Origin of the sequence: Nocardiopsis sp. NPDC007018 (assembly GCF_040635075.1) — a bacterium.
Taxonomy (GTDB): domain Bacteria; phylum Actinomycetota; class Actinomycetes; order Streptosporangiales; family Streptosporangiaceae; genus Nocardiopsis.
In genome coordinates, this window is record NZ_JBEYHA010000015.1 from 67,969 (window position 1) to 87,111 (window position 19,143).

Below are 19,143 nucleotides of genomic sequence, written 5' to 3' on the forward strand. Positions count from 1 at the left end.
CGGGGGAACGCGGACCGGGGCCGGGTGCGCGTCGTGCGCGCCCGGCCCCCGTCCGTCGGGCCCGGTCAGCCCTCGGTCACGCGGTCCTCGGCGTCCAGGCCCAGGCGCGCGGGGGCGCCCGGAAAGGACAACTCGAAGTCCGGGGTGTCGGCGATCAGCGCGCGCGTGTACTCGTGGCTCGGCGACGACATCACCTCGCCCACCGTCCCGTACTCGACGATCTCGCCCTTGTTGAGGATCGCGACCCGCTCGGCGATGTTGGACACCAGCGCGATGTTGTGGGTCACGAACAACAGCGCCATGCCCTGGTCCTGGAGCTCGCGCAGCAGCTTCACGATCTCCGCCTGCACCGACACGTCCAGCGCCGACGTGATCTCGTCGCACACGAGCAGGTCCGGGCCGGTGGCCACCGCTCGCGCGATGCACACGCGCTGGCGCTCGCCGCCGCTGAGCTGCTCGGGGAAGCGGTCCGCGTAGGAGGCGGGCAGCGCGGCCCGCTCCAGGGCCCGGGCCACCACGGCGTCCGGGTCGTCGGGGCGGCCCACCAGGTGACGGTAGGGGCCCAGGATCTGCTCCCGCACCCGCTTGCGCGGGTTCAGGGCCTCGTACGGGTTCTGGAACACGTACTGCACCCGGCGGCGCTGCTCCGCCGTCCGCCGGTAACTGCTGGTGGCCAGCGGTTCGCCGTCGAACAGGATCTCACCGGTGAACTCGTGGTGCAGGCCCGCCACCGAGCGCGACAGGGTCGTCTTACCGGAGCCGGACTCGCCCAGCAGGGCCACGCACTCCCCACGGGAGACCGACACGTCGATCCCCTCCAGCACCCGCGTGCGCCCGTACCCGGCGGACAGACCGCGGACCCGCAGCAGCGGCTCTTCCTCGGCCCCGGTCCCCGGCTCCTCGTGCCCCGAGGTCCGCAGGAGCGGAACCGCCATCAGCAGTCGGCGCGTGTACTCGTGCCGAGGGTCGGCCAGCACCGCGTCGGCGCGTCCGTGCTCCACGAGCTCGCCCCGGTACATCACCGCGATGTCGTCGGCCAGGTCGGCGACCACGGCCATGTCGTGGCTGATGTACACGCCGGCGGTCCCGTAGTCGCGGGTCATCGACCGGATGGTCTCCAGCACGTGAGCCTGCGTGGTGACGTCCAGGCCGGTGGTCGGCTCGTCGAGCACGATCACGTCCGGGCGGCCCACGAACGCCATCGCGATCGCCACCCGCTGCTGTTGCCCGCCGGACAGCTGGTGCGGGTAGCGGCGCAGGAACGCGTCGGTGTCGGGCAGCGCCACCTCGCGCATGACCTCGCGGACCCGCTCCCGGACCCGCGCGGCCGACAGCGACCCGTCGTGCAGGGCCTCCGCCAGCTGCGTGCCCAGCCGCAGGGCCGGGTTGAGCGCCGAGGCGGGTGACTGCGGGATGTAGGCCACCGCGCGGCCCCGCAGCTGGCGGACCTCGCGCGGGTTGAGGGTGGCCAGGTCCTGGTCGTCGACCAGCACGTGGCCGTCGACGATCTCCGTGCCGCGCTTGCAGTGCGCCAGCAGTGACAGGCCCAGGGTGGTCTTGCCCGAACCGGACTCTCCCACCAGGCCGAGGATCTCGCCCCGTCGCACCGTCACCGACACGCCGCTGATGATCTCGACGTCCGAGGGGCGCCCGATCACGGTGAGCCCGTCGACCACCAGTACGGTCTCGCCGTCGCGGCGCTCCTCGCGGCCGGTGTCCCCGGCCCCCGTGTTCTCGTCCAAGGTCACTTCTCTACCCCCCGGTCGATGCCGATCGCCGCTCGGGAGAGCCCGTCGGTGATGAGGTTGGCGCCGACGGTGAGCACCGCGATCGCCGTCACGGGCAGCGCCACCGCCCACGGCTGGATGGCCATGCCGCCCCGGTTCTCGTTGATCATCAGGCCCCAGTCCGCCGTGGGCGGCTGGAGTCCCATGCCGAGGAAGCCGAGCACCGCCACCACACCGATGGAGTAGGTCAGGCGCAGGCCCAGCTCCACCAGGAGCGGGCTGGTCACGTTCGGCAGGATCTCCACCGTCATGATGCGCCAGCGGGGGAGACCGATCGCCTCGGCGGCCTTCACGTAGTCCTGTTCGATCACCTTGCGGGTGGCCTCGCGGATCACCCTGGCCACGCGCGGCATGTGCGAGACGGCGATGACCGCCACGATCAGCCACACCTGCGGGCCGAGGATCGACATCACCAACAGGGCGGCGATGAGCTGGGGAAAGGCCAGCAGCACGTCGTTGGTCCGCATGAGGACGTCGTCCACCCAGCCGCGGCGGTAGCCGGCGATGACGCCGACGACGGTACCGGCGGCCACGCCGATCCCGGCGGAGGCGGCGGCCAGCAGGAGCAGCGTCCAACCGCCCCACAGGAAGCGGGTGAGCACGTCGCGCCCGCGGTTGTCGCCGCCGAACAGGGTGCCGTCCACACCCGTCTCGAACGGCTTGGACACGAACTCGGTGGCGGTGTAGGGGGCCACGAACGGCCCCAGCACGGCGATCAGGACGATGAGGCCGGTCAGGCCCACGCCCACCTTGGTACGGCCGAACCGCCACGCGGTCCGGAACAGCCCCGGACGGCGGCGGGGCGCCGCCGTGACGGGCGTGTTCGTCGAGGGTCCAGTCATCGGTTCGCGACCCTCACCTTCGGGTTGGCCGCCAGCCCGATCACGTCGGCGACCAGGTTGACCAGGATGTAGATCCCCGCGATGAGCAGCACGACGGCCTGGATCAGCGGCACGTCGCGGTTACTGATGGCGTCCATGAGGACCTTGCCGACACCGGGGAAGTTGAACAGGAACTCGATCGCCACCACGCCGCCGGCCAGCCAGGCCAACTGGAGGGCGACCACCTGGGCGACCGGGCCGATCGCGTTGGGGGCGGCGTGGCGCCACAGCACCGTGCGCTCGTCCATGCCCTTGAGGCGTGCCTGCTGCACGTACTCGCTCTCCAGGACCTCGATCATGGTCGCCCGCATCATGCGCACGATCGGCGGGGCCACGGCCAGCGCGAGCGTCAGCACCGGCAGGACCCACTGTTCGGGGCCGCCGTCACGGGAGTACACGGACGGGAAGACGCCCAGGCCGCCCGGGCCGAGCAGGAGGATCAGCAGGATGCCGACCACGAACTCGGGGACGGAGGCCAGGACCAGCGTGCCCATGGACGAGGTGTGGTCGAAGGCCCGGTCGCGGCGCAGCGCGCTGAACGCCCCGACGAACAGGGCGACCGGGGTCGCGACCAGAGCGGACAGGCCCATCAGGGTGAGCGAGCCGCGCACCGGGTCGGCGAGGTAGTCGGCGACGGGCAGCCGGTTGGAGAAGGACGTGCCCAGGTCGCCCTGGAGCAGGCCCTGGAGCCACTGCGCGTACTGCACGGCCACGGGCTGGTGCAGGTTCAGCTGGTCGCGGAGGGCTTCCAGCCGCTCCGGGGTGGCGTCGCGGCCCAGGATGAGTTGGGCCGCGTCGCCCGGCAGCGCCTGCGTGGCCGCGAAGACCACGAGGGACACCGCCCAGAGTGTCAGCGCCCCGAACAGGAGGCGGACGACGATGAGTCGAGTCATGGTGAGCTTTCGGTAGCGGTCTGGAGGTGCGGGAACCGGGTGTCCGCTACTGCTCCAGCCACATCGTGTGGAAGGCGTAGGAGCCCAGGGGGTGGCCCGAGACCGCCGGGGTCAGGCCGTGCACCGTGATGTGGTGGGCGTCGAGCAGGTTCACGAAGCCCCACACGATGTAGCCGCCCTCCTCGTGCTCGATCTCCTGCGCCTTGCGGATGAGCGCGTTGCGCTCGTCGTCGTCGGCGGTCCGGCGCGCCTCCTCCAGGTACTCCAGCCACTCCTCGTGCTCGCCCCACATGGTCTCGTTGTAGGGGGCGCCCACGACCGAGCCCTGGGCGGTCTGGGTGATGTAGTTGCGGGCGCTCCAGAAGTCCTGGCCGAAGGCGTAGGGGAAGCCCTCCTCCGGGTTCCAGTAGTCGCTGGGGTTGACCCGGCGCAGGGTCACGGTGACCCCGGCCTCGCGGGCCTGCTCCTGGAAGACCTCGGCGGCGGCGACCACGCCCGCGCTGATGTCGGAGGTGACGAGCTCGACCTCCAGGCCGTCCTCGTAACCCGCCTCGGCGAGCAGGCGCCTGGCCTCCTCGATGTCCTGGTCGCGCTGCTCGATGTCCTCGGGGTAGGAGGGGTCCATCCGCGCGTACATGTCGTTGCCGAGCTGTCCGTACCCGGCCAGGGCCTGGTCGATTATCTCCTGGCGGTCCACGATGAGGCGGAAGGCCTGACGGACGCGGACGTCGTCGAAGGGCTTCTCCTCGATGTTCATCGTGAACGGCAGCCACATGCCGGTCTCGGACTCCAGGATGCTCACGTTGGGGTCGCCCTCCATGATGGCGACCTGCACGTGCGGAACCTGGCTGATGACGTGGACGTTGCCGCTGTTGAGCGCGTTGACGCGGGCGTCGTCCTCGGGGAAGTTCACGATCTCCAGCTCGTCCACGTAGGGCAGGCCGTCGATGTGGAAGCCCTCGTGGCGCTCGAAGACGCTGTACTCGCCGACCTTGAACTCGGAGAACTTGAAGGGCCCGGCGCCGATCGGGTTCTCCGGGTCGTAGTCCACCGGGACGACGCAGTTGTAGTACTCGGCGAGCGCCTCGGGCAGGGTGACCAGCGGCTCGTCGACGGGGATGGTCATCCTGAGGTCGTCGACGATCTCGATCCGCTCCGGGTCGACGCCGGGCATGTCACCCGCGCCGCGCATGGGGTTGTCGGGGTCGAGGATGCGCTTGAGGGAGTACAGGACGGCTTCGGTGGTGACCGTGGAGCCGTCGTGGAAGGTCAGCCCCTCCTTGAGGACCAGGGTCCACTCGGTGCCGTCCTCGTTGGCTTCCAGCGACTCCGCGAGGTAGGGCTCGATGGTGCCGTCGTTGTCGAAGCGCATGAGGGCCGCGTAGAGGGCGTGGTTGCGCGCGATGTCGACGTTGTCGGTGGGGTCGTGCGCGTCCAGGGTGTCGCTGGCGCCGCCTCCCGCGACACCCACCTTGAGACGGCCGCCGGTCTGGGGCTCGCCGTCGCCGGAACCACCGGAGCCGGAGCCTCCGCCGCCGCACGCGGCGAGGACGGGGGCGACGGCCGCACCGGCCGCGCCCGCCTTGAGGAGGCTGCGGCGGGAGGTGAGGTGGTTCAGGGCGGTGGTGGGGTCTTCGGACTGGGCAGGCACGGGGACACCTCGTGTGGGTACGTGGACTTCGGAGAGGCCGGGACCCTGTGACAGACGGTGGCTGGGGGTGCCCCCGGGAGGGGATGTCGGGATCGGCCCCAATCGATACTTGTTCGCCCCACAGGAAGCGTCAAACGAGGTCGGGGCGGGATCGGGGCCGCTCCCGCCCGCACTTACGGACGGCCCGGGATGGGAATTGAGGGGCTGATGGAATCTGCTGTGGCCTGGGGGTTTCCGACCGAATCGGTGGGCCTTCCGCGTGTCCGGGCGCGCACGCCTTCCGAGCCGTGGTAGGGGTCCCGCACGGGTTTCCGGCGCTCCCTGTTGTGTCCTCATCGTTGTCTGTGGGTAGTGAAAACGTGGCGTTTAGTCGCTTGTTTTCCGTCTTTACCGGGCGCGCGATCACGTAGGGTGACTTCCTTGGGGTGTCCTGGACGGGTCCCCGTGGGTGCCGCGCCCGCCGCCGAGCGGAGCACGGGCGCCGCGCGCGGCCGGATACGGCCAACCGTTGCCCGCGTGTTGCACCTCACATGGGTGGCCCTGAGGTCCGGACCGTTTCCTTTGTTCACATCGGGGAGGACACGGGACGGGGTTTTGTGGCCAATCCCCGGCGTGAAGAAGCGAGGTGTGCTGTTCTGGACCCGGCACACCCTTGTCTAAGGTGAGTGCAGGCGGCGCAACCCGCGCGCCCGTCGCGGGTGATTGGAGTGACCGGATGGCTGAGGCGAGGCAACTCCGGGATTACGTGCCCGCGGAAGCCGCAGACGCCGCGACGTCGACCGCACCGAGCATCGACGTCGGCGATCTCACGGGTGGGGTCACCGACCACACCGTGTGGAGTTGCGCGGGGAACCTGACCGCCGTGCGGTCCATCCGCGCACGGGTACGCGAGTTCCTCACCAGGAACGGGCACGGCCCGGGTGCCCTGGACGACGCGGAGCTGGCCGTGAGCGAGTTGGCGACCAACGCCCTGCTCCACTCGCGTTCGGGCCAGAGCGGGGGCGTGATGACGCTGTTCATCCGCTCCGACGCGAACCGCCTCCGGGTGGCCGTGGCCGACCAGGGCGAGCGCGACCCGGTCGACGCCGACGGCGTGCACACCCGCGAGGACGGTGACGACTTCGGCCGTGGCAAGTTCATCGTCGACAGCTGTGCCACGCGCAGCGGTGAGTACTGGAGCGAGGCCACCCACGTGACCTGGTTCGAGATCGACGACGAGGCGGCCGCGGACACGGCGTCGGAACAGGTCTGAGAAAGCGGGGGAGGGGCCACGGATCATCCCGTGGCCCCTCCCGGGGTGACGGCCGCCCCGGCCGCGTGGACGCTAGCCCGCGAGGTCCGACCGCGGGTGGGCGATCCGGGTCGGCACCGGATCGCAGGTGACCGTCACCTGGCGCCCCTCCGGGGCCGGGCAGCCCTCGCCCGCGACCACACACGTGCCGGTCCACAGCGCCAGCGCCACCAGGGCCAGACGGGTCGCCTCGTCCCCGGACCCGCCCACCGCGACGACGTCGTCGGCGGTCAGGGCGAGGTCGTCCCGCAGCTCGGTGAAGCGCGCCAGCAGGTCGTGGTGGGTGTGCAGCGTGGTGAGGATGTCGTCTCCGGCGGGCTCGTACCCCAGGTGCCCGTTGTCGAAGAGACCGCGCGCGGGGCTGTAGCCGTTCCCGTCGGGGCTCGGCAGCAGCAGATCCCGGAACGGGGTCGTGCCCAGCGCGGTGCCGAACGTGATGACCTGCCGCACCCGTGAGCGCTCGGCCAGCTCCAGTCCCCGCTCGGCGAGGTCCTCGCTCACCATCAGCAGTCGGGCGTCCGTCTCGGCCAGTGCGCGGCACTGGGTGCGCAGGTCGGACTCGGGGTGGACGGTCAGCGCCCGGCCGCCCACGGCCATCACGGTGTACGAGGCGAGGAAACGGTCGGGGGAGACGGGGGCGAGCACGCCGACCACGTCCCCCAGACACAGTCCACGGCGGCTGAGCCCCGCGGCGGCCTGCTCGACCGTGGCCGCGAAGGTCAGCGCGTCGGTGCGCCCGGAGGCGCCGCGGATGGTTCCGCCGCGCCCGGTCCGCAGCCGCAGCCGTTCGCACAACCCGCCCGTGAGTGAGCCGATCGGGTCGTCCCGACGCGGCAGGTGACGACCCGGTCGTCCGGTTCCTGAACTCAGCCCAACCCCCATGCGCTCCCCCACTCGAACGGTCTGTCGTGCGGGCCCGCTAACCGGGCTCGTCACGCCCCCTCCACGTGGCGAGCCCGGAAGCGCCGCGCCGGACGTTCACCGCGAGGGGCCTCCCCAGGTCCCCCCGCGCCGACGCGGTTGCCCACCGGCCCCGGGAACCCTCCCGTGACCGACGGCCCGACGGCGGCCCGGTGTTCGGCCCGGGCTCCGACGGCCGTTTCTGGGACCGGCTCGGGCGCCGTTCGCACGATGCCGGGAGCCCGTGGTCCCATGGCTTCGACCCTAGCGCGTTCATGGCCATATGCACATGCATCTGGCCATGCAGATGCATATGTAGATTCAGGGTCGGGTGCGAACTACACCACCCGGGCGGGCTCACCCGTCCACCCGTGCCGTGCGCTCGCGCCTGCGATCAACCCGGCCGGTGCCGCCTGATCCACGCCGCGATCTGCGTGCGCGAGTGGAAGCCCATCTTCCGGTTGATGTTGGCCACGTGCCGGGCCGCCGTCGACGACGTGATGAACAGCTTCCGAGCGATCTCGGGATTGCTCCGGCCCGTGCTCACCAGCTGGGCGACCTCCAGCTCCCGCCGGGTCAGCAGCTGTTCGGGACTGGTGGACTCCGGCAGGGGAGTGGAGGGCTTGCGCCGGGCGGGGGACGTGCGGCCCTCGCCCGCGCGCCGCCCGCGCGCCGACCGGGGAGCCGGGTGACGCGCCTCCTCGGCCAACAGCTCCGCCTCGCGGACCGCCTCGGAATGCCCCAGCGCGTGACCCCGCTCCCACCAGTCCACCAGTTGGCGGTGGCGGCGGCGCCCCCGCTCGGCGCCCGCGAACGGCCAGGGCGCCTCGCGCTCCGGCAGCCCGACCCGCGCACGCAGTGCGGTGGCCGCGCCCGCCAGACGGCAGGCCGACTCACGCAGCCCCGAACCGAACGCCACCCGGGCCAGCGCCACCAGGCTCCGAGCCGCCTCGGCCCGCTGCCCGCTGGCGTGGCTCAGCAGCAGCCCCTCACTCAGGTAGTCGTAGGCCTGGCCGGTGTACCCCTGGGCGTGCGCCACCCGGCCGATCCCGGCCAGACAGCGGGCCTCCTCGGACACCGAACCGATCAGCCGCTGCGTGTCCAACGCCTCCCGGTAGCAGCGGTCGGCCGTGATGAGATCGTCGTTCACCTCGGCGGTACGGGCCTGGCCGATGAGGGTCACGCCCACACCCCAACGGTGGTCGATGCCCCGCAACAGCGCCAACGCGGCGTTGTAGTGCTGGTCGGCGGTCGGGTAGTCGCCCTGCTGCGCGACCAGGGCCGCCCTACATCCCAGGGCGATGGCCTCGCCCCACAGGTCGCCGGCCTCCCGGCACAGCCGGAGCGCCTCCTCCACCCGCACCGAGGCCCGGTCCAGGTTGCGTTCGCGGACCTCCACCAGGGCCAGCAGGCTCAGCGCGGTGCGCACGAACGCGTCGTCGCCCGCCTCCCGGCACAGCCGCAGCCCCTCCTCGCCCGCCTCGAGCGCCAGCGCGTGGTCCCGGCGCACACGCGCCAGTTGGGCCCGGCCGACCAGCGCCCGGGCCCTCGAAGGCGCCTTCGCGCTCTCCTCGAGGGCCAGCAGGCGGTCCATCCAGTGCGCGCCCTCGGAGTAGCTGTTGTGGCTCACCCAGTGCGCCACCAGGCTCACACACAGCCGCAGCCCGGGTTCGGCGGCGCCCTTCTGGAGGGACCAGCGCAGCAGCGACCGGAGCGTGTCGTACTCGGCGATCACCCGCTGGCGCCCGGAGTCGCGCTCGGACCACGGCATGGGGCGGCTCGACTCCAGCCGCCGGCCCAGGTCCTCCGCCAGCCGCAGCATGCGGGCCAGCAGGCGTTCCTGGAACAGCTCGGACTCGCCCGCGGCCACCAGCCGCTCCCGCGCGAACCGGCGAACCGCCTCGGGCAGCCGGTAGCGCACCCGGCCCTCGAACTCACCGGTCACCGTGATGAGGGAGCGGTCCAGCAACGACGTGAGCAGGTCCAGGATGCTCTGCTCGGGCAGGGACTCGTCCGCGCACACCTGCTCGGCCAGTTCCAGGTCCCAGCCCCGGAACACCGACAGGCGGCGCAGCAGGACGCGTTCGGGCTCGGGCAGCCCCCGGTAGGCGAAGTCCAACACCAGCGGCAGCACCTCGCTGCGCGAGACGGCCTGGCCCGGACCGGGCCGGAACACCGGCGAGGACAGGTGGTCGCGCAGTTCCTCCGTGAGCGCCGCGACGCCCCGCTCCGGCGCGAGGGCGCCCAGCACCTCGATGCCCAGCGGTACCCCGCCGCCCAGGTCGCACAGGGTCGCCACGGCCTCCAGCTCCGGGCCGGCGACGGCGAACCGCGGGTCGCGGGAGCGGGCCCGGTCCAGGAACAACCGCACCGGCTCCGAGTCCTCGGGGTCCGGGGGCGGGGCGTTGCGCGGGGCCATCGGAGGCGCCATCGCGGGCACCCGCCACACCGTCCCGCCGGCCAACCGCACCGGGACCTCGCTGGTGAGCAGCACCGACACCGCGGGGCACTCCGCGAGGAGGGTCTCCCCGACCTCGGTCACCTCGTCCGCGATGTGCTCACAGGAGTCCAGCACCAACAGCAGCCTGCGATCCCGCAGAGCCTCGGTCACCGTCGCCCCGAGCGGCAGCCCCGGTTCCTCGACGACCCCCACGGCCTGGGCGACACGCGCGTACACCTCCAGAGCCGTACGCACGTCGGTGAGATCGGCGATCCACACTCCGTCGGGGAACGACACGGTGGACTGTTCGGCCACACGCAGCGCCAGCCGCGTCTTGCCGATGCCGTCCGCGCCGCTGAGCGTGACGGACCTGCTGGAGCCGAGTAGGCGGAGCAGATCGCTGAGATCTCGCTCCCGGCCCACGAAACTGGTGCCCGGCAGGGGGAGATTGTGCCGCGCGGGCGCGGTCAGAGGTGCCATGGCCTTCACAAGTAGGGGCTGTCGGGGGGGCTTACCTCGGAGGATTCGAGGGATACGGGGGGACGGGAGACATCGGTTCGGGAGGAGGGCTTGGGCTTCCTGGTTTAGCGGGTGCACGCGCACTGTGCAAGTGCTTCGGCACGAACACCCCCGGTTCAGCCGGTCTCACCGGTGGAAGCCCAGCCGGTCAACTGCGTCCTGGAGGAAATCGAGAGTTTTCTGAAGATGTTCGCGATATGGCGCGCTGCGGTGGCCTGGCTGATGGTGAGGCGCGTCGCGATCTCGCGGTTGGACAGACCCCCCTCGGCCAACGTGGCGATCTCCCGCTCCCGTGGTGTCAGCGAGTCCGGGCCGGTCAGGCGGGGCGTGGGCGGCCGGGGGAAGGCCAGGGCGCGGTCGCGCACCTGTTCCAGGGGCAGTGAACGCCAGGCGCTCCACGCCTCCGTGGCCCGCCCCACGCCCACCCGGCGCTCCACCGCCGAACGCAGCCGGACGGTCTCGGCCGAGGGGTGGTCCAGCGAGGCCCGCAGGTCGGCCGCGACTCCCGCCAGGGCGGCGGCCCGTGTGGGCTCCTCCTCCGCCAGGGCCAGCTCGGCCAGCGCCTCCAGGGCCTCGGCCACCGCGATCCGGCGGCCCGAGGCGAAACTCACCCGCAGGCAGCGGCTGAGCGGCTCGCGCGCGGACAGGGTGTCCCGGGCGGCCAGGTGGAGACGGCCCAGGTCCGCGGCGCACCGCGCGGCGTGCGGTGCGGAGGGCAGCTCGACGAAGACCTCCAGCGCCTCGGAGAACAGTGCGCGGGCCCGGTCGTGGTCGTCCTCGTCGGCGGCGATCCCGCCCAGCCCGTACAGGGCCCGGGCCTCGCTCCAGCGGTTGCCCAGCGCCCGCGAGGCGCTCGCGCTCCCCTCCAGGTGCGCGACCGCCTCGCCCACGGCGTTGCGCCGACGCGCCAGCTCGGCGAGGACGCCCCGGGTGCTGGCCTCGGTCATGGGGTCGCCGGACTGGCCCGCCCAGTCCAGGGCCCGGGCCGCCTGCCGCTCGCCCTCCTCCAGGGCGCCCGTGCGCAGCGAGAGCGTGGCGAGGGTGGCCAGCGCCGAGGCCGCGGCCACCGGTTCGCGACACGCGCGTGCGGCCTCCAGGGCACACGAGGCGAGCGTCTCGACCCTCGGTGCGGGGTCCACGTCCAGCCGTAGTTCCGCGTGCAGGGCCAGGGCCCTGGCCCGCAGCGCGGGCACCTGCTCGTCCGGCCGGTGCGCCAGCACCCCCTCCAGGAGCCTGCTGCCCTCGGCGGACAGCTCCCGCATCAGCCAGTAGGCCCGCAGCGCCACGCACACCCGCAGGGCGTCGTCGACGCGCCCCCGCGAGAGCGCCCACTCGACCAGCCGGGCGTGGTTCTCACGGTGGTGGTCGTACATGCGCAGCCGCCCCAGCCACTCCTCCCAGGCCTGGGGGGTGGTGGCGCTCTTGGCCGCCGCCTCCAGCCGGTCGACGGTGAACCGCAGGTAGCGGTCCCAGCGCCGGTCGCTGTCGGCGCCCAGGTGTTCGGCGGCGTAGGCCCGCACGGTCTCGGTCAGCCGGTAGTGGGCCGTCCCGTTGATCTCGGAGTCCATCACCACGAGGGACTTGTCCAACAGCGAGAAGTGCAGGGAGAGCACGTCGGTGGCGTCCACGCCCTCGCCGGAACAGACGTCCTCGGCGGCCTCCAGGTACCACGTGGAGAACATCGACAGCCGGTGCAGCAGCAACCGCTCGGTGTCGCCGAGCATGTCGTGGCTCCACTCCAGAACGGCCCGCAGGGTCCGCTGCCGTGCCGGGAGGTGCCCCGTGCCGTCGCTGGTCAGGAGCTGGAAACGGTCATCCAGGCGGCGCAGGATCTGCTGGACCGACAGCACCCGGACCCGGGCCGCGGCCAGCTCGATCGCCAGCGGCATGCCGTCGAGCATGCGGCAGATCTCCGCCACGTACCCCGAGTTCTCGCGCGTCATCTCGAACCCGGAACGGGCCGCGTGGGCCCGGGTGAGGAACAGGCGCACCGACTCGTAGCGCTGGGCGTCGCGCCGGGGGATCGGTGCGGGTACCGCCGCGTAGGGGTCGGTCGGGGTGGGCCGCGCGGGCAGCGACAGCGGTGGCACCCGCCAGATGTTCTCCTCCGGCACGTGCAGGGGCTGGCGGCTGGTCACCAGGACGCGCACCCGGGGGCAGTCCCGCAGCACCGCCTCGCAGAGTTCGGCCATCGGCTCCACGGCGTGCTCGCAGGTGTCCAGTACCAGCAGCAGGTGCTGGGTGCGCAGCGCGGTGATGACGCTGTCCATGAGCGTGGTCGCGTCACCGGTGACCGCCTGGATACCGGAGGCGACCGCGCGCAGCGCCTGTTCGCGGGTGGTGGCCTCGCTCAGGTCGATGAACCGCACACCGTCGGGGAACCGGCGCAGGACGCGCTCGGCGAGGTGGAGCGCGAGCCGCGTCTTGCCGATCCCGCCGGTGCCGGTCAGCGTGATCATCCTGGCCGAGCCCATGAGACGGCTCAGGTCGACGATGTCGCGTTCACGTCCGACGAACTGGATGAACTCACCAGCGGACAGGGGCAGGTTGTGGCGAGGAGGAGACATGGCCTCGATTACTAGGACACCAATCGGCCGTGCCTGAGGTACGGCACGGAGTACAGCCTGTCCCAGTCTGGCACCCGGACCCGGAACTGTCTCGCGAATGGCCGGTTCCGGCACGGGAGGTCGGAAACCGCCCGTGCCGGAACGGAACCTGCTAGGCGGTGGGGGACCAGGCGGCGGGGTCGGCGGTGACCTGCTCGCCCCGGGCCATGTCCTTCACCTCGTGCTCGCCGCCCTCCTCGAAGGGCGGGAACCACACGAAGGGGATGCCCTTCTTGGAGGCGTACTGGATCTGCTTGCCGACCTTGGCGGTGGAGTGGAACACCTCGGTGTTGAACCCCCGCGCGCGCAGGAGCTCTCCGGTACGCAGGGCCTCGGCGCGGCGTTCGGCGCCGGGTACCACGACCATCACGTCGGTGGGGCAGACCCGGCCCGCCTCGATGCGGCCCTCCGCCACCAACTTGGCGAAGATCCTGGTGAGACCGATGGAGATGCCCACGCCCGGCAGCCGCTTGCGGATGAACTGTCCGGCGAGGTCCTCGTACCGGCCGCCGGCGCAGATGCTGCCGTACCCGGGGTCGTCGTCGAACGACGCCTCGTACACCGTGCCGGTGTAGTAGTCCAGGCCGCGCGCGATGGACAGGTCGGCGACGACGCTGCCCTCGGGCAGGTCGGCGAGGTCGTCCAGGACGAAGGCGAGTTCGGTGAGGCCCTCCTCCAGCAGATCGGAGGTGACCCCGAGCGCCCGGACCTCCTCGACGACGCCGGTGCCCCGGATGCGGGCCAGGGCCAGGCAGGGGTCGATCTGCCCGGTGGTGAGGCCCTCGCCCGTGAGGATCTCGCGGACGCCGTCCTCACCGATCTTGTGCAGCTTGTCCACGGCGCGGATCACCGCGATCGGGTCCTTGACGCCCAGGCCCTCGTAGAAGCCCTGCAGCACCTTGCGGTTGTTCACGTTGAGCGTCCACGCCGGGATGTCGAGCCCGCTGAGCACCCGGTGGACGATCCGCGGCAGTTCGGCGTCGAAGTGCAGCGGCACCGAGTCGACGTTGATGACGTCGATGTCGCACTGGGTGAACTCGCGGTAGCGGCCCTCCTGGGGGCGCTCCCCGCGCCAGACGCGCTGCATCTGGTAGCGCTTGAACGGGAAGGTCAGCTCGTTGAAGTGCTGGGCGACGTACCGGGCGAAGGGCACGGTGAGGTCGAAGTGCAGTCCGAGCCTGGCGTCGGAGTCGTCCCTGGCGTCGGCCTGCAACCGGTGCAGCGTGTAGACCTCCTGGGAGGTCTCGCCCTTGGCCGTCAGCACGTCCAGGTTCTCCACGGAGGGGGTCTCCACGGACGCGAAGCCGAAGGACTCGAAACCGGCGCGGATATGGTCCAGCCAGCGCTGCTCCACGGCCCGGACCTGTGGGGTCCACTCGGGAAAACCGCTGATGGGAGTGGGGCGGACGACGCGCTGATCGGACATGTGGGGTTCTCGGCTCCCTTGGGAGTGTGCGGCGTGCTTCGGAAGGCGTCCCTCGACCCGTGTTCCCGCGCGGACCACGGCCGACGCGGCACGGGGAGGACGCCGACCATCCTACGCACCCGGGTCGTTTCCTTTCGCATCCGCCGACGGCGGGGGACGCCGGTGCGCACCACCCGTTCGCCGAGCTCGGCCCCGGTCGAGGCGCGGCGGCGGACACGGGACGATACCGCTCCCACCGGCCCACGTGGACGGTTGTGGGCCGGTGGGGCTGGGGAGCGCCCGAGTGTGGGTGTACGGCCGGTCCGACGCCGAAGAGCGAGACGTCGGCGGCGGTCGTGCGCCCCGGGGCGCCGCCAGGGCCCCGTGGCGGCCGCGTCCTCGTGCCAGGAGTCCGTTGCGGCCGCGCTGGTCGGGTGCCCTGTTCTCCACCGTAGATGGCGGGGGCGGTGCCGGACAGGGCTCGGCGCGGCCGAAAGCGGCCGAAAATGACCCCTCACAATGTCGTAAAGTCGACCTGCCGGGGTACAGGAGTGTGCTTGTCTGACTACGGTTCGTCGGACAGTACGGACTCCCTGACACGAGGCGGACATGCGCCCTCGGGGCCCTGTCGGCCGCCGTCGGCCCGTATGCGCCCACTGGTCGGGGATGTGACGTCTTCCCCCACTGTGTCGAAAACCCGGATTCCAGTGCCGTCCGGTGTTAGGTTCCAGTTGCGGTCGTTTCCGTGGAGGTTCGCATCCGGGAACGCCGCGCCCCTCCAGCCCGGGTCGTGTGCTCCGTCCGTCCGTGCAGGCCCGGCACTCTCGCTAGGACTAACAGTGATCCACTCAGCTAACAGTACGAACACCGTTCACGCGCCCACCGAGCTGTCCACCAAGATCATCGTCGCCGGGGGTTTCGGGGTCGGCAAGACCACGTTCGTCGGGGCTGTGTCGGAGATCCCCCCGGTGCGCACCGAGGCCGCCGTGACCGCGGCGAGCGCGGGTGTGGACGACCTTTCGCACACCCCGGACAAGACCAGCACCACGGTGGCCATGGACTTCGGGCGTATCTCCCTGGACACCGACCTCACCCTGTTCCTGTTCGGTACGCCGGGCCAGCAGCGCTTCTGGTTCATGTGGGACGACCTCGTGCGCGGTGCCCTGGGCGCGGTGATCCTCGCGGACACCCGGCGCCTGGAGGACACGTTCCAGGCACTGGACTACTTCGAGCGCCAGTACCGGCTGCCCTTCGTCGTGGCGGTCAACGAGTTCGACCCGGAGGCCGCCTACAGCGCCGACGAGCTGCGCGACGCCCTGGACCTCACCCCGGACGTCCCGGTGGTCTACTGCGACGCGCGTGACCGCAGGTCGGTGGTCAAGGTGCTGGTGACCCTCGTCAAGCACGGCATGGCCCTGGAGGCCCGGCAGCGGCACCAGCGCGACCAGCGCGGCCAGCGCCAGCTCGTCAACTAGACCGGGCCTTCGGGGGAGTACCGCACGGGTCCGCGCCGCCGGGTGTTCTGTCCCCGTTGCATCCGACAAGCGGGCACCCGAGGGGAAGCATTCGCTTGTGTCCGGCGTTACCCTGGCGTGGTGTTCGGACGAATGGCGGAAAGCGTCCGCCGCCTACTGGGCAAGCCCGGTGCGGTGGACCTGCGGCCCTATACCAAGCTCCTGCCGGCGATCGAGGCCGAAGAGGAGGGTCTGCGAGAACTCAGCGACGGCGAGCTGACGGAGAAGGCCATCAACCTCGGCTACGCCGAGCTTCCCTACTCCCAGAACGACCTCGTCAGTCTGTGTGCGGTCGGCCGTGAGGCCGCCCTGCGCACCCTCGACGAGCGCCCCTTCGACGTACAGCTGCTCGGTGTGATGGCCCTGCTCGACGGCCACGTCGCCGAGATGGCCACGGGTGAGGGCAAGACCCTCGCCGGTACGCTCGCCGCCGCCGGGTTCGCCCTGCGCGGCAAGCGGGTCCACGTGCTCAGCGTCAACGACTACCTGGCCCGGCGTGACGCCGAGTGGATGTCCCCCCTCTACACGATGCTCGGCGTCACGGTGGGCTCCGTCGGCGAGGATTCCACCGTCGCCGAGCGCAAGAGCGCGTACGGTTGCGACGTCACGTACGCGGCGGTCAGCGAACTCGGCTTCGACGTACTGCGCGACCGCATGGTGACCGACGTCGACGACCGTGTGGTGCCCGAACCCCACGTGGCGATCATCGACGAGGCCGACTCCGTACTCGTCGACGAGGCCCGGGTGCCCCTGGTCCTGGCCGGTGCCGCCGAGGCGGTGGCCGCCGACGTGGAGATGGCCGACGTGGTGCGGGCCCTCAAGCCGCGCCTGCACTACGAGGTCGACGGCGAGGGGCGCAACGTCCAGCTCACCGACGCCGGGATCGACGCGGTGGAGAAGGCCCTGGACGGGGTGGACCTGTACTCCGAGGACGACACCTCGGTGCTGCCCCAGGTCAACCTGGCCCTGCACGCCCACGTGCTGCTCCAGCGCGACGTGCACTACGTGGTGCGCGACGGCGAGGTGCGGCTCATCAACGAGTCCAGGGGGCGGATCGCCCTCCTCCAGCGCTGGCCGGACGGGCTCCAGGCGGCGGTGGAGGCCAAGGAGAAGGTGGCGGTGAGCGAGACCGGTGAGGTGCTGGACTCGATCACGGTCCAGTCCCTGGTCCTGCGCTACCCCACGCTGGCCGGTATGACCGGCACGGCCATGAGCGTCGCGGAGCAGTTGCGCGAGTTCTACGAGCTCGAGGTCGCGGTCGTTCCCTCCAACAAGCCGAACGTCCGTGAGGACCACGGCACGCGCCTGTACGCGACGCGTGAGGAGAAGGAGGACGCCCTGGTCGCCCGGGTGGAGGAGATCCACAAGACCGGACGGCCGATCCTGATCGGTACCCAGGACGTCGCCGAGTCCGAGCTGTTGGCGGACCGGCTGCGCGAGGCAGGGCTGGAGTGCGTGGTCCTCAACGCCAAGAACGACTCGGACGAGGCGACCGTCATCGCCGAGGCGGGCACCTACGGCGCGATCACCGTCTCCACCCAGATGGCGGGCCGGGGCACGGACATCCGGTTGGGCGGCAGCGACATGGCCGACCGCGAGCGCGTGGTGGAGACCGGCGGCCTGTACGTGATGGGCTTCGGCCGTTACCCCAGTAGCCGCCTGGACGGTCAGCTGCGGGGCCGGGCGGGCCGTCAGGGCGACCCGGGCGACTCCATCTTCTTCGTCAGCATGGACGACGACCTGTTGGTGAACCACGCTCCCGAGACGACCGGGTACCAGACCTCGGCCGACGGCGAGATCACCGACGAGGGCTGGCTGGCCATGGTCGACCACGCGCAGCGGGTCTCCGAGGGACAGCTGCTGGAGGTGCACCGCAACACCTGGCGCTACAACAAGCTCATCGACGTGCAGCGCGAGGTGGTCCTGGAACACCGGGAGCTGGTCCTCACCGACGGACAGGGCGACCGGCACGTCGCGGCGGACCGCGCGGAGCGCCACGGGGAGCTGGTGGAGGAGCTGGACCCCGACGAGGTCGCGCGGGCCGCCACGCTCATCACGCTCTACCACCTGGACCGGGGGTGGACGGACCACAACGCGTTCCTGTCGGAGCTGCGTGAGGGCATCCACCTGAGGTACCTGGGTCGCAGGGACCCGCTCGACGAGTTCAACCGTGAGGCGGTTCCGGTCTTCAAGGGCTTCCTGGACGACGCCCGGGCCCGGGCCGCCGAGAGCTTCGAGGAGCTGGAGGTGGTGGACGGCGAGCTGGACGTGAGCTCGGTCGGTGTGAAGCGTCCGTCGATGACCTGGACCTACATGGTGCACGACCACCCGTTCAGCTCGGCCCTGGAGACGCTTGTGGGCAGGCTCAAGGGCGGCCGGGGTACGTCGAGCGGTGACTGATTAATTCGCTCAACCGCCACTCGCGCGGGTCGGGACCAAAGTCCCGGCCCGCGCATTACTTTTGTCGGCTAGTCTGCTGAAGCGCTAATCTATCCCGCTGGTTGCCGGTGTAATTGGCGGACGCGGGTTAATATGGATGCGTTTTCCAGGTTATTCGAGACGGTTGGGACTGAATCCACGGTGGTCCACGAGATCGGCGCGCAGGAGAAGATCAGTTACGGGCGCAACGACCGCTTCGCGGGCGGGCCCGTGGGCGGAGGCAGCTTCTGGACCGACGACGACGGCGAGCCGGTCGCCAAGATCGGCGGTCCGCGGGAGTGGCGCCCCACGCCCATGATCGACGTGCGCGTCAATGACGTTTTCAGCGTCGGTGGTCAGGCTTGGCGGGTCACGGAAATCGTTGACGCCGATTCGCCGAGTGCGTATCTGATCGCTACGCGGATTAGCTGATGTGACTCCCCGGGGGCGCCCCGGGGAGTTCGTGTAGCAGCCCCACCGAAAACGCCGCGACCAGCCCCTTTCGCTGGTCGCGGCCGTGCGTCCGCGTTCTTCGGTTTTCCCGGTGGGGCTTCTCCGTCGCCCTTATCCCGTTCATCCGGTTCGCGTGTGCGTGTGCGGGAGTGCCGTGCGGTGCGGTTTGGTCGCGGTTCGGTGCGGGCGTGCGGGATTCCCCGGTGGTAATCGAGACATTCCGGTTACCCGAAGGGGGGTGTTCGCGTGACCGGCGCCTCGTTAACGTCTGGTGTGTAGGCGCGCCCCGGTACGTGTGGGAGGGTCCATCGTCCGCCCGGTCGCGGGTGGGTCGCGTCAGCCACCGTCGGTCCCAGGGGCTGTCCCCCGCCCCTGGGCCTGACCC

At 71.2% G+C, this 19,143-nt stretch carries 12 protein-coding genes; 4 read left to right on the top strand and 8 right to left on the bottom strand.

Annotated features, from left to right (window positions below):
* Positions 1–65 precede the first annotated feature (65 nt).
* The 4 genes from ABZ635_RS11050 to ABZ635_RS11065 form a co-directional block, all read right to left on the bottom strand.
* Complete coding sequence (locus ABZ635_RS11050; protein ID WP_357762488.1) at positions 66–1,676, bottom strand: ABC transporter ATP-binding protein; 1,611 nt, start codon at positions 1,674–1,676, stop codon at positions 66–68.
* A gap of 68 nt (positions 1,677–1,744) precedes the next feature.
* Entirely contained in the window at positions 1,745–2,629 is an 885-nt protein-coding gene (locus ABZ635_RS11055; RefSeq protein WP_357762360.1) for an ABC transporter permease, read from the bottom strand.
* Positions 2,626–3,561 carry an ABC transporter permease gene (locus ABZ635_RS11060; RefSeq protein ID WP_357762363.1) on the bottom strand — a complete coding sequence of 312 codons (936 nt, stop codon included), beginning with the start codon at positions 3,559–3,561 and terminating at the stop codon, positions 2,626–2,628. Before ABZ635_RS11060 ends, ABZ635_RS11055 begins: the two co-directional genes overlap by 4 nt.
* A gap of 46 nt (positions 3,562–3,607) precedes the next feature.
* Complete coding sequence (locus ABZ635_RS11065) at positions 3,608–5,212, bottom strand: ABC transporter substrate-binding protein (RefSeq protein WP_357762366.1); 1,605 nt, start codon at positions 5,210–5,212, stop codon at positions 3,608–3,610.
* Between the two features lie 715 nt (positions 5,213–5,927).
* Between ABZ635_RS11065 and ABZ635_RS11070 the strand changes: the two genes are divergently transcribed.
* Positions 5,928–6,464 carry an ATP-binding protein gene (locus ABZ635_RS11070; RefSeq protein ID WP_357762369.1) on the top strand — a complete coding sequence of 179 codons (537 nt, stop codon included), beginning with the start codon at positions 5,928–5,930 and terminating at the stop codon, positions 6,462–6,464.
* A gap of 72 nt (positions 6,465–6,536) precedes the next feature.
* Here ABZ635_RS11070 and ABZ635_RS11075 read toward each other — a convergent pair whose 3' ends face one another.
* The 4 genes from ABZ635_RS11075 to hisS form a co-directional block, all read right to left on the bottom strand.
* Positions 6,537–7,385 (bottom strand): AMP-binding protein, encoded by an 849-nt coding sequence (locus ABZ635_RS11075; protein ID WP_357762372.1) that lies wholly within the window; start codon positions 7,383–7,385, stop codon positions 6,537–6,539.
* A gap of 412 nt (positions 7,386–7,797) precedes the next feature.
* Complete coding sequence (locus tag ABZ635_RS11080; RefSeq protein WP_357762491.1) at positions 7,798–10,314, bottom strand: LuxR C-terminal-related transcriptional regulator; 2,517 nt, start codon at positions 10,312–10,314, stop codon at positions 7,798–7,800.
* 164 nt (positions 10,315–10,478) lie between these two features.
* Complete coding sequence (locus ABZ635_RS11085) at positions 10,479–12,929, bottom strand: LuxR C-terminal-related transcriptional regulator (protein WP_357762375.1); 2,451 nt, start codon at positions 12,927–12,929, stop codon at positions 10,479–10,481.
* A 151-nt stretch (positions 12,930–13,080) separates the two neighbouring features.
* Positions 13,081–14,394 (bottom strand): histidine--tRNA ligase, encoded by a 1,314-nt coding sequence (gene hisS / locus ABZ635_RS11090; RefSeq protein WP_357762378.1) that lies wholly within the window; start codon positions 14,392–14,394, stop codon positions 13,081–13,083.
* 818 nt (positions 14,395–15,212) lie between these two features.
* On the opposite strand from hisS, the gene ABZ635_RS11095 reads away from it, so the two are divergent.
* The 3 genes from ABZ635_RS11095 to ABZ635_RS11105 all read left to right on the top strand — a co-directional run bounded on the left by ABZ635_RS11095 (position 15,213) and on the right by ABZ635_RS11105 (position 18,737).
* Positions 15,213–15,848: an ATP/GTP-binding protein gene (locus ABZ635_RS11095; protein ID WP_357762380.1), complete on the top strand. Its 636-nt coding sequence runs from the start codon at positions 15,213–15,215 to the stop codon at positions 15,846–15,848.
* A 132-nt stretch (positions 15,849–15,980) separates the two neighbouring features.
* On the top strand, positions 15,981–18,287 hold the full coding sequence (gene secA2, locus ABZ635_RS11100) for an accessory Sec system translocase SecA2 (RefSeq protein ID WP_357762383.1): 2,307 nt from the start codon (positions 15,981–15,983) through the stop codon (positions 18,285–18,287).
* 180 nt (positions 18,288–18,467) lie between these two features.
* Positions 18,468–18,737 (top strand): DUF6406 domain-containing protein, encoded by a 270-nt coding sequence (locus ABZ635_RS11105; protein ID WP_357762386.1) that lies wholly within the window; start codon positions 18,468–18,470, stop codon positions 18,735–18,737.
* Positions 18,738–19,143 lie beyond the last annotated feature (406 nt).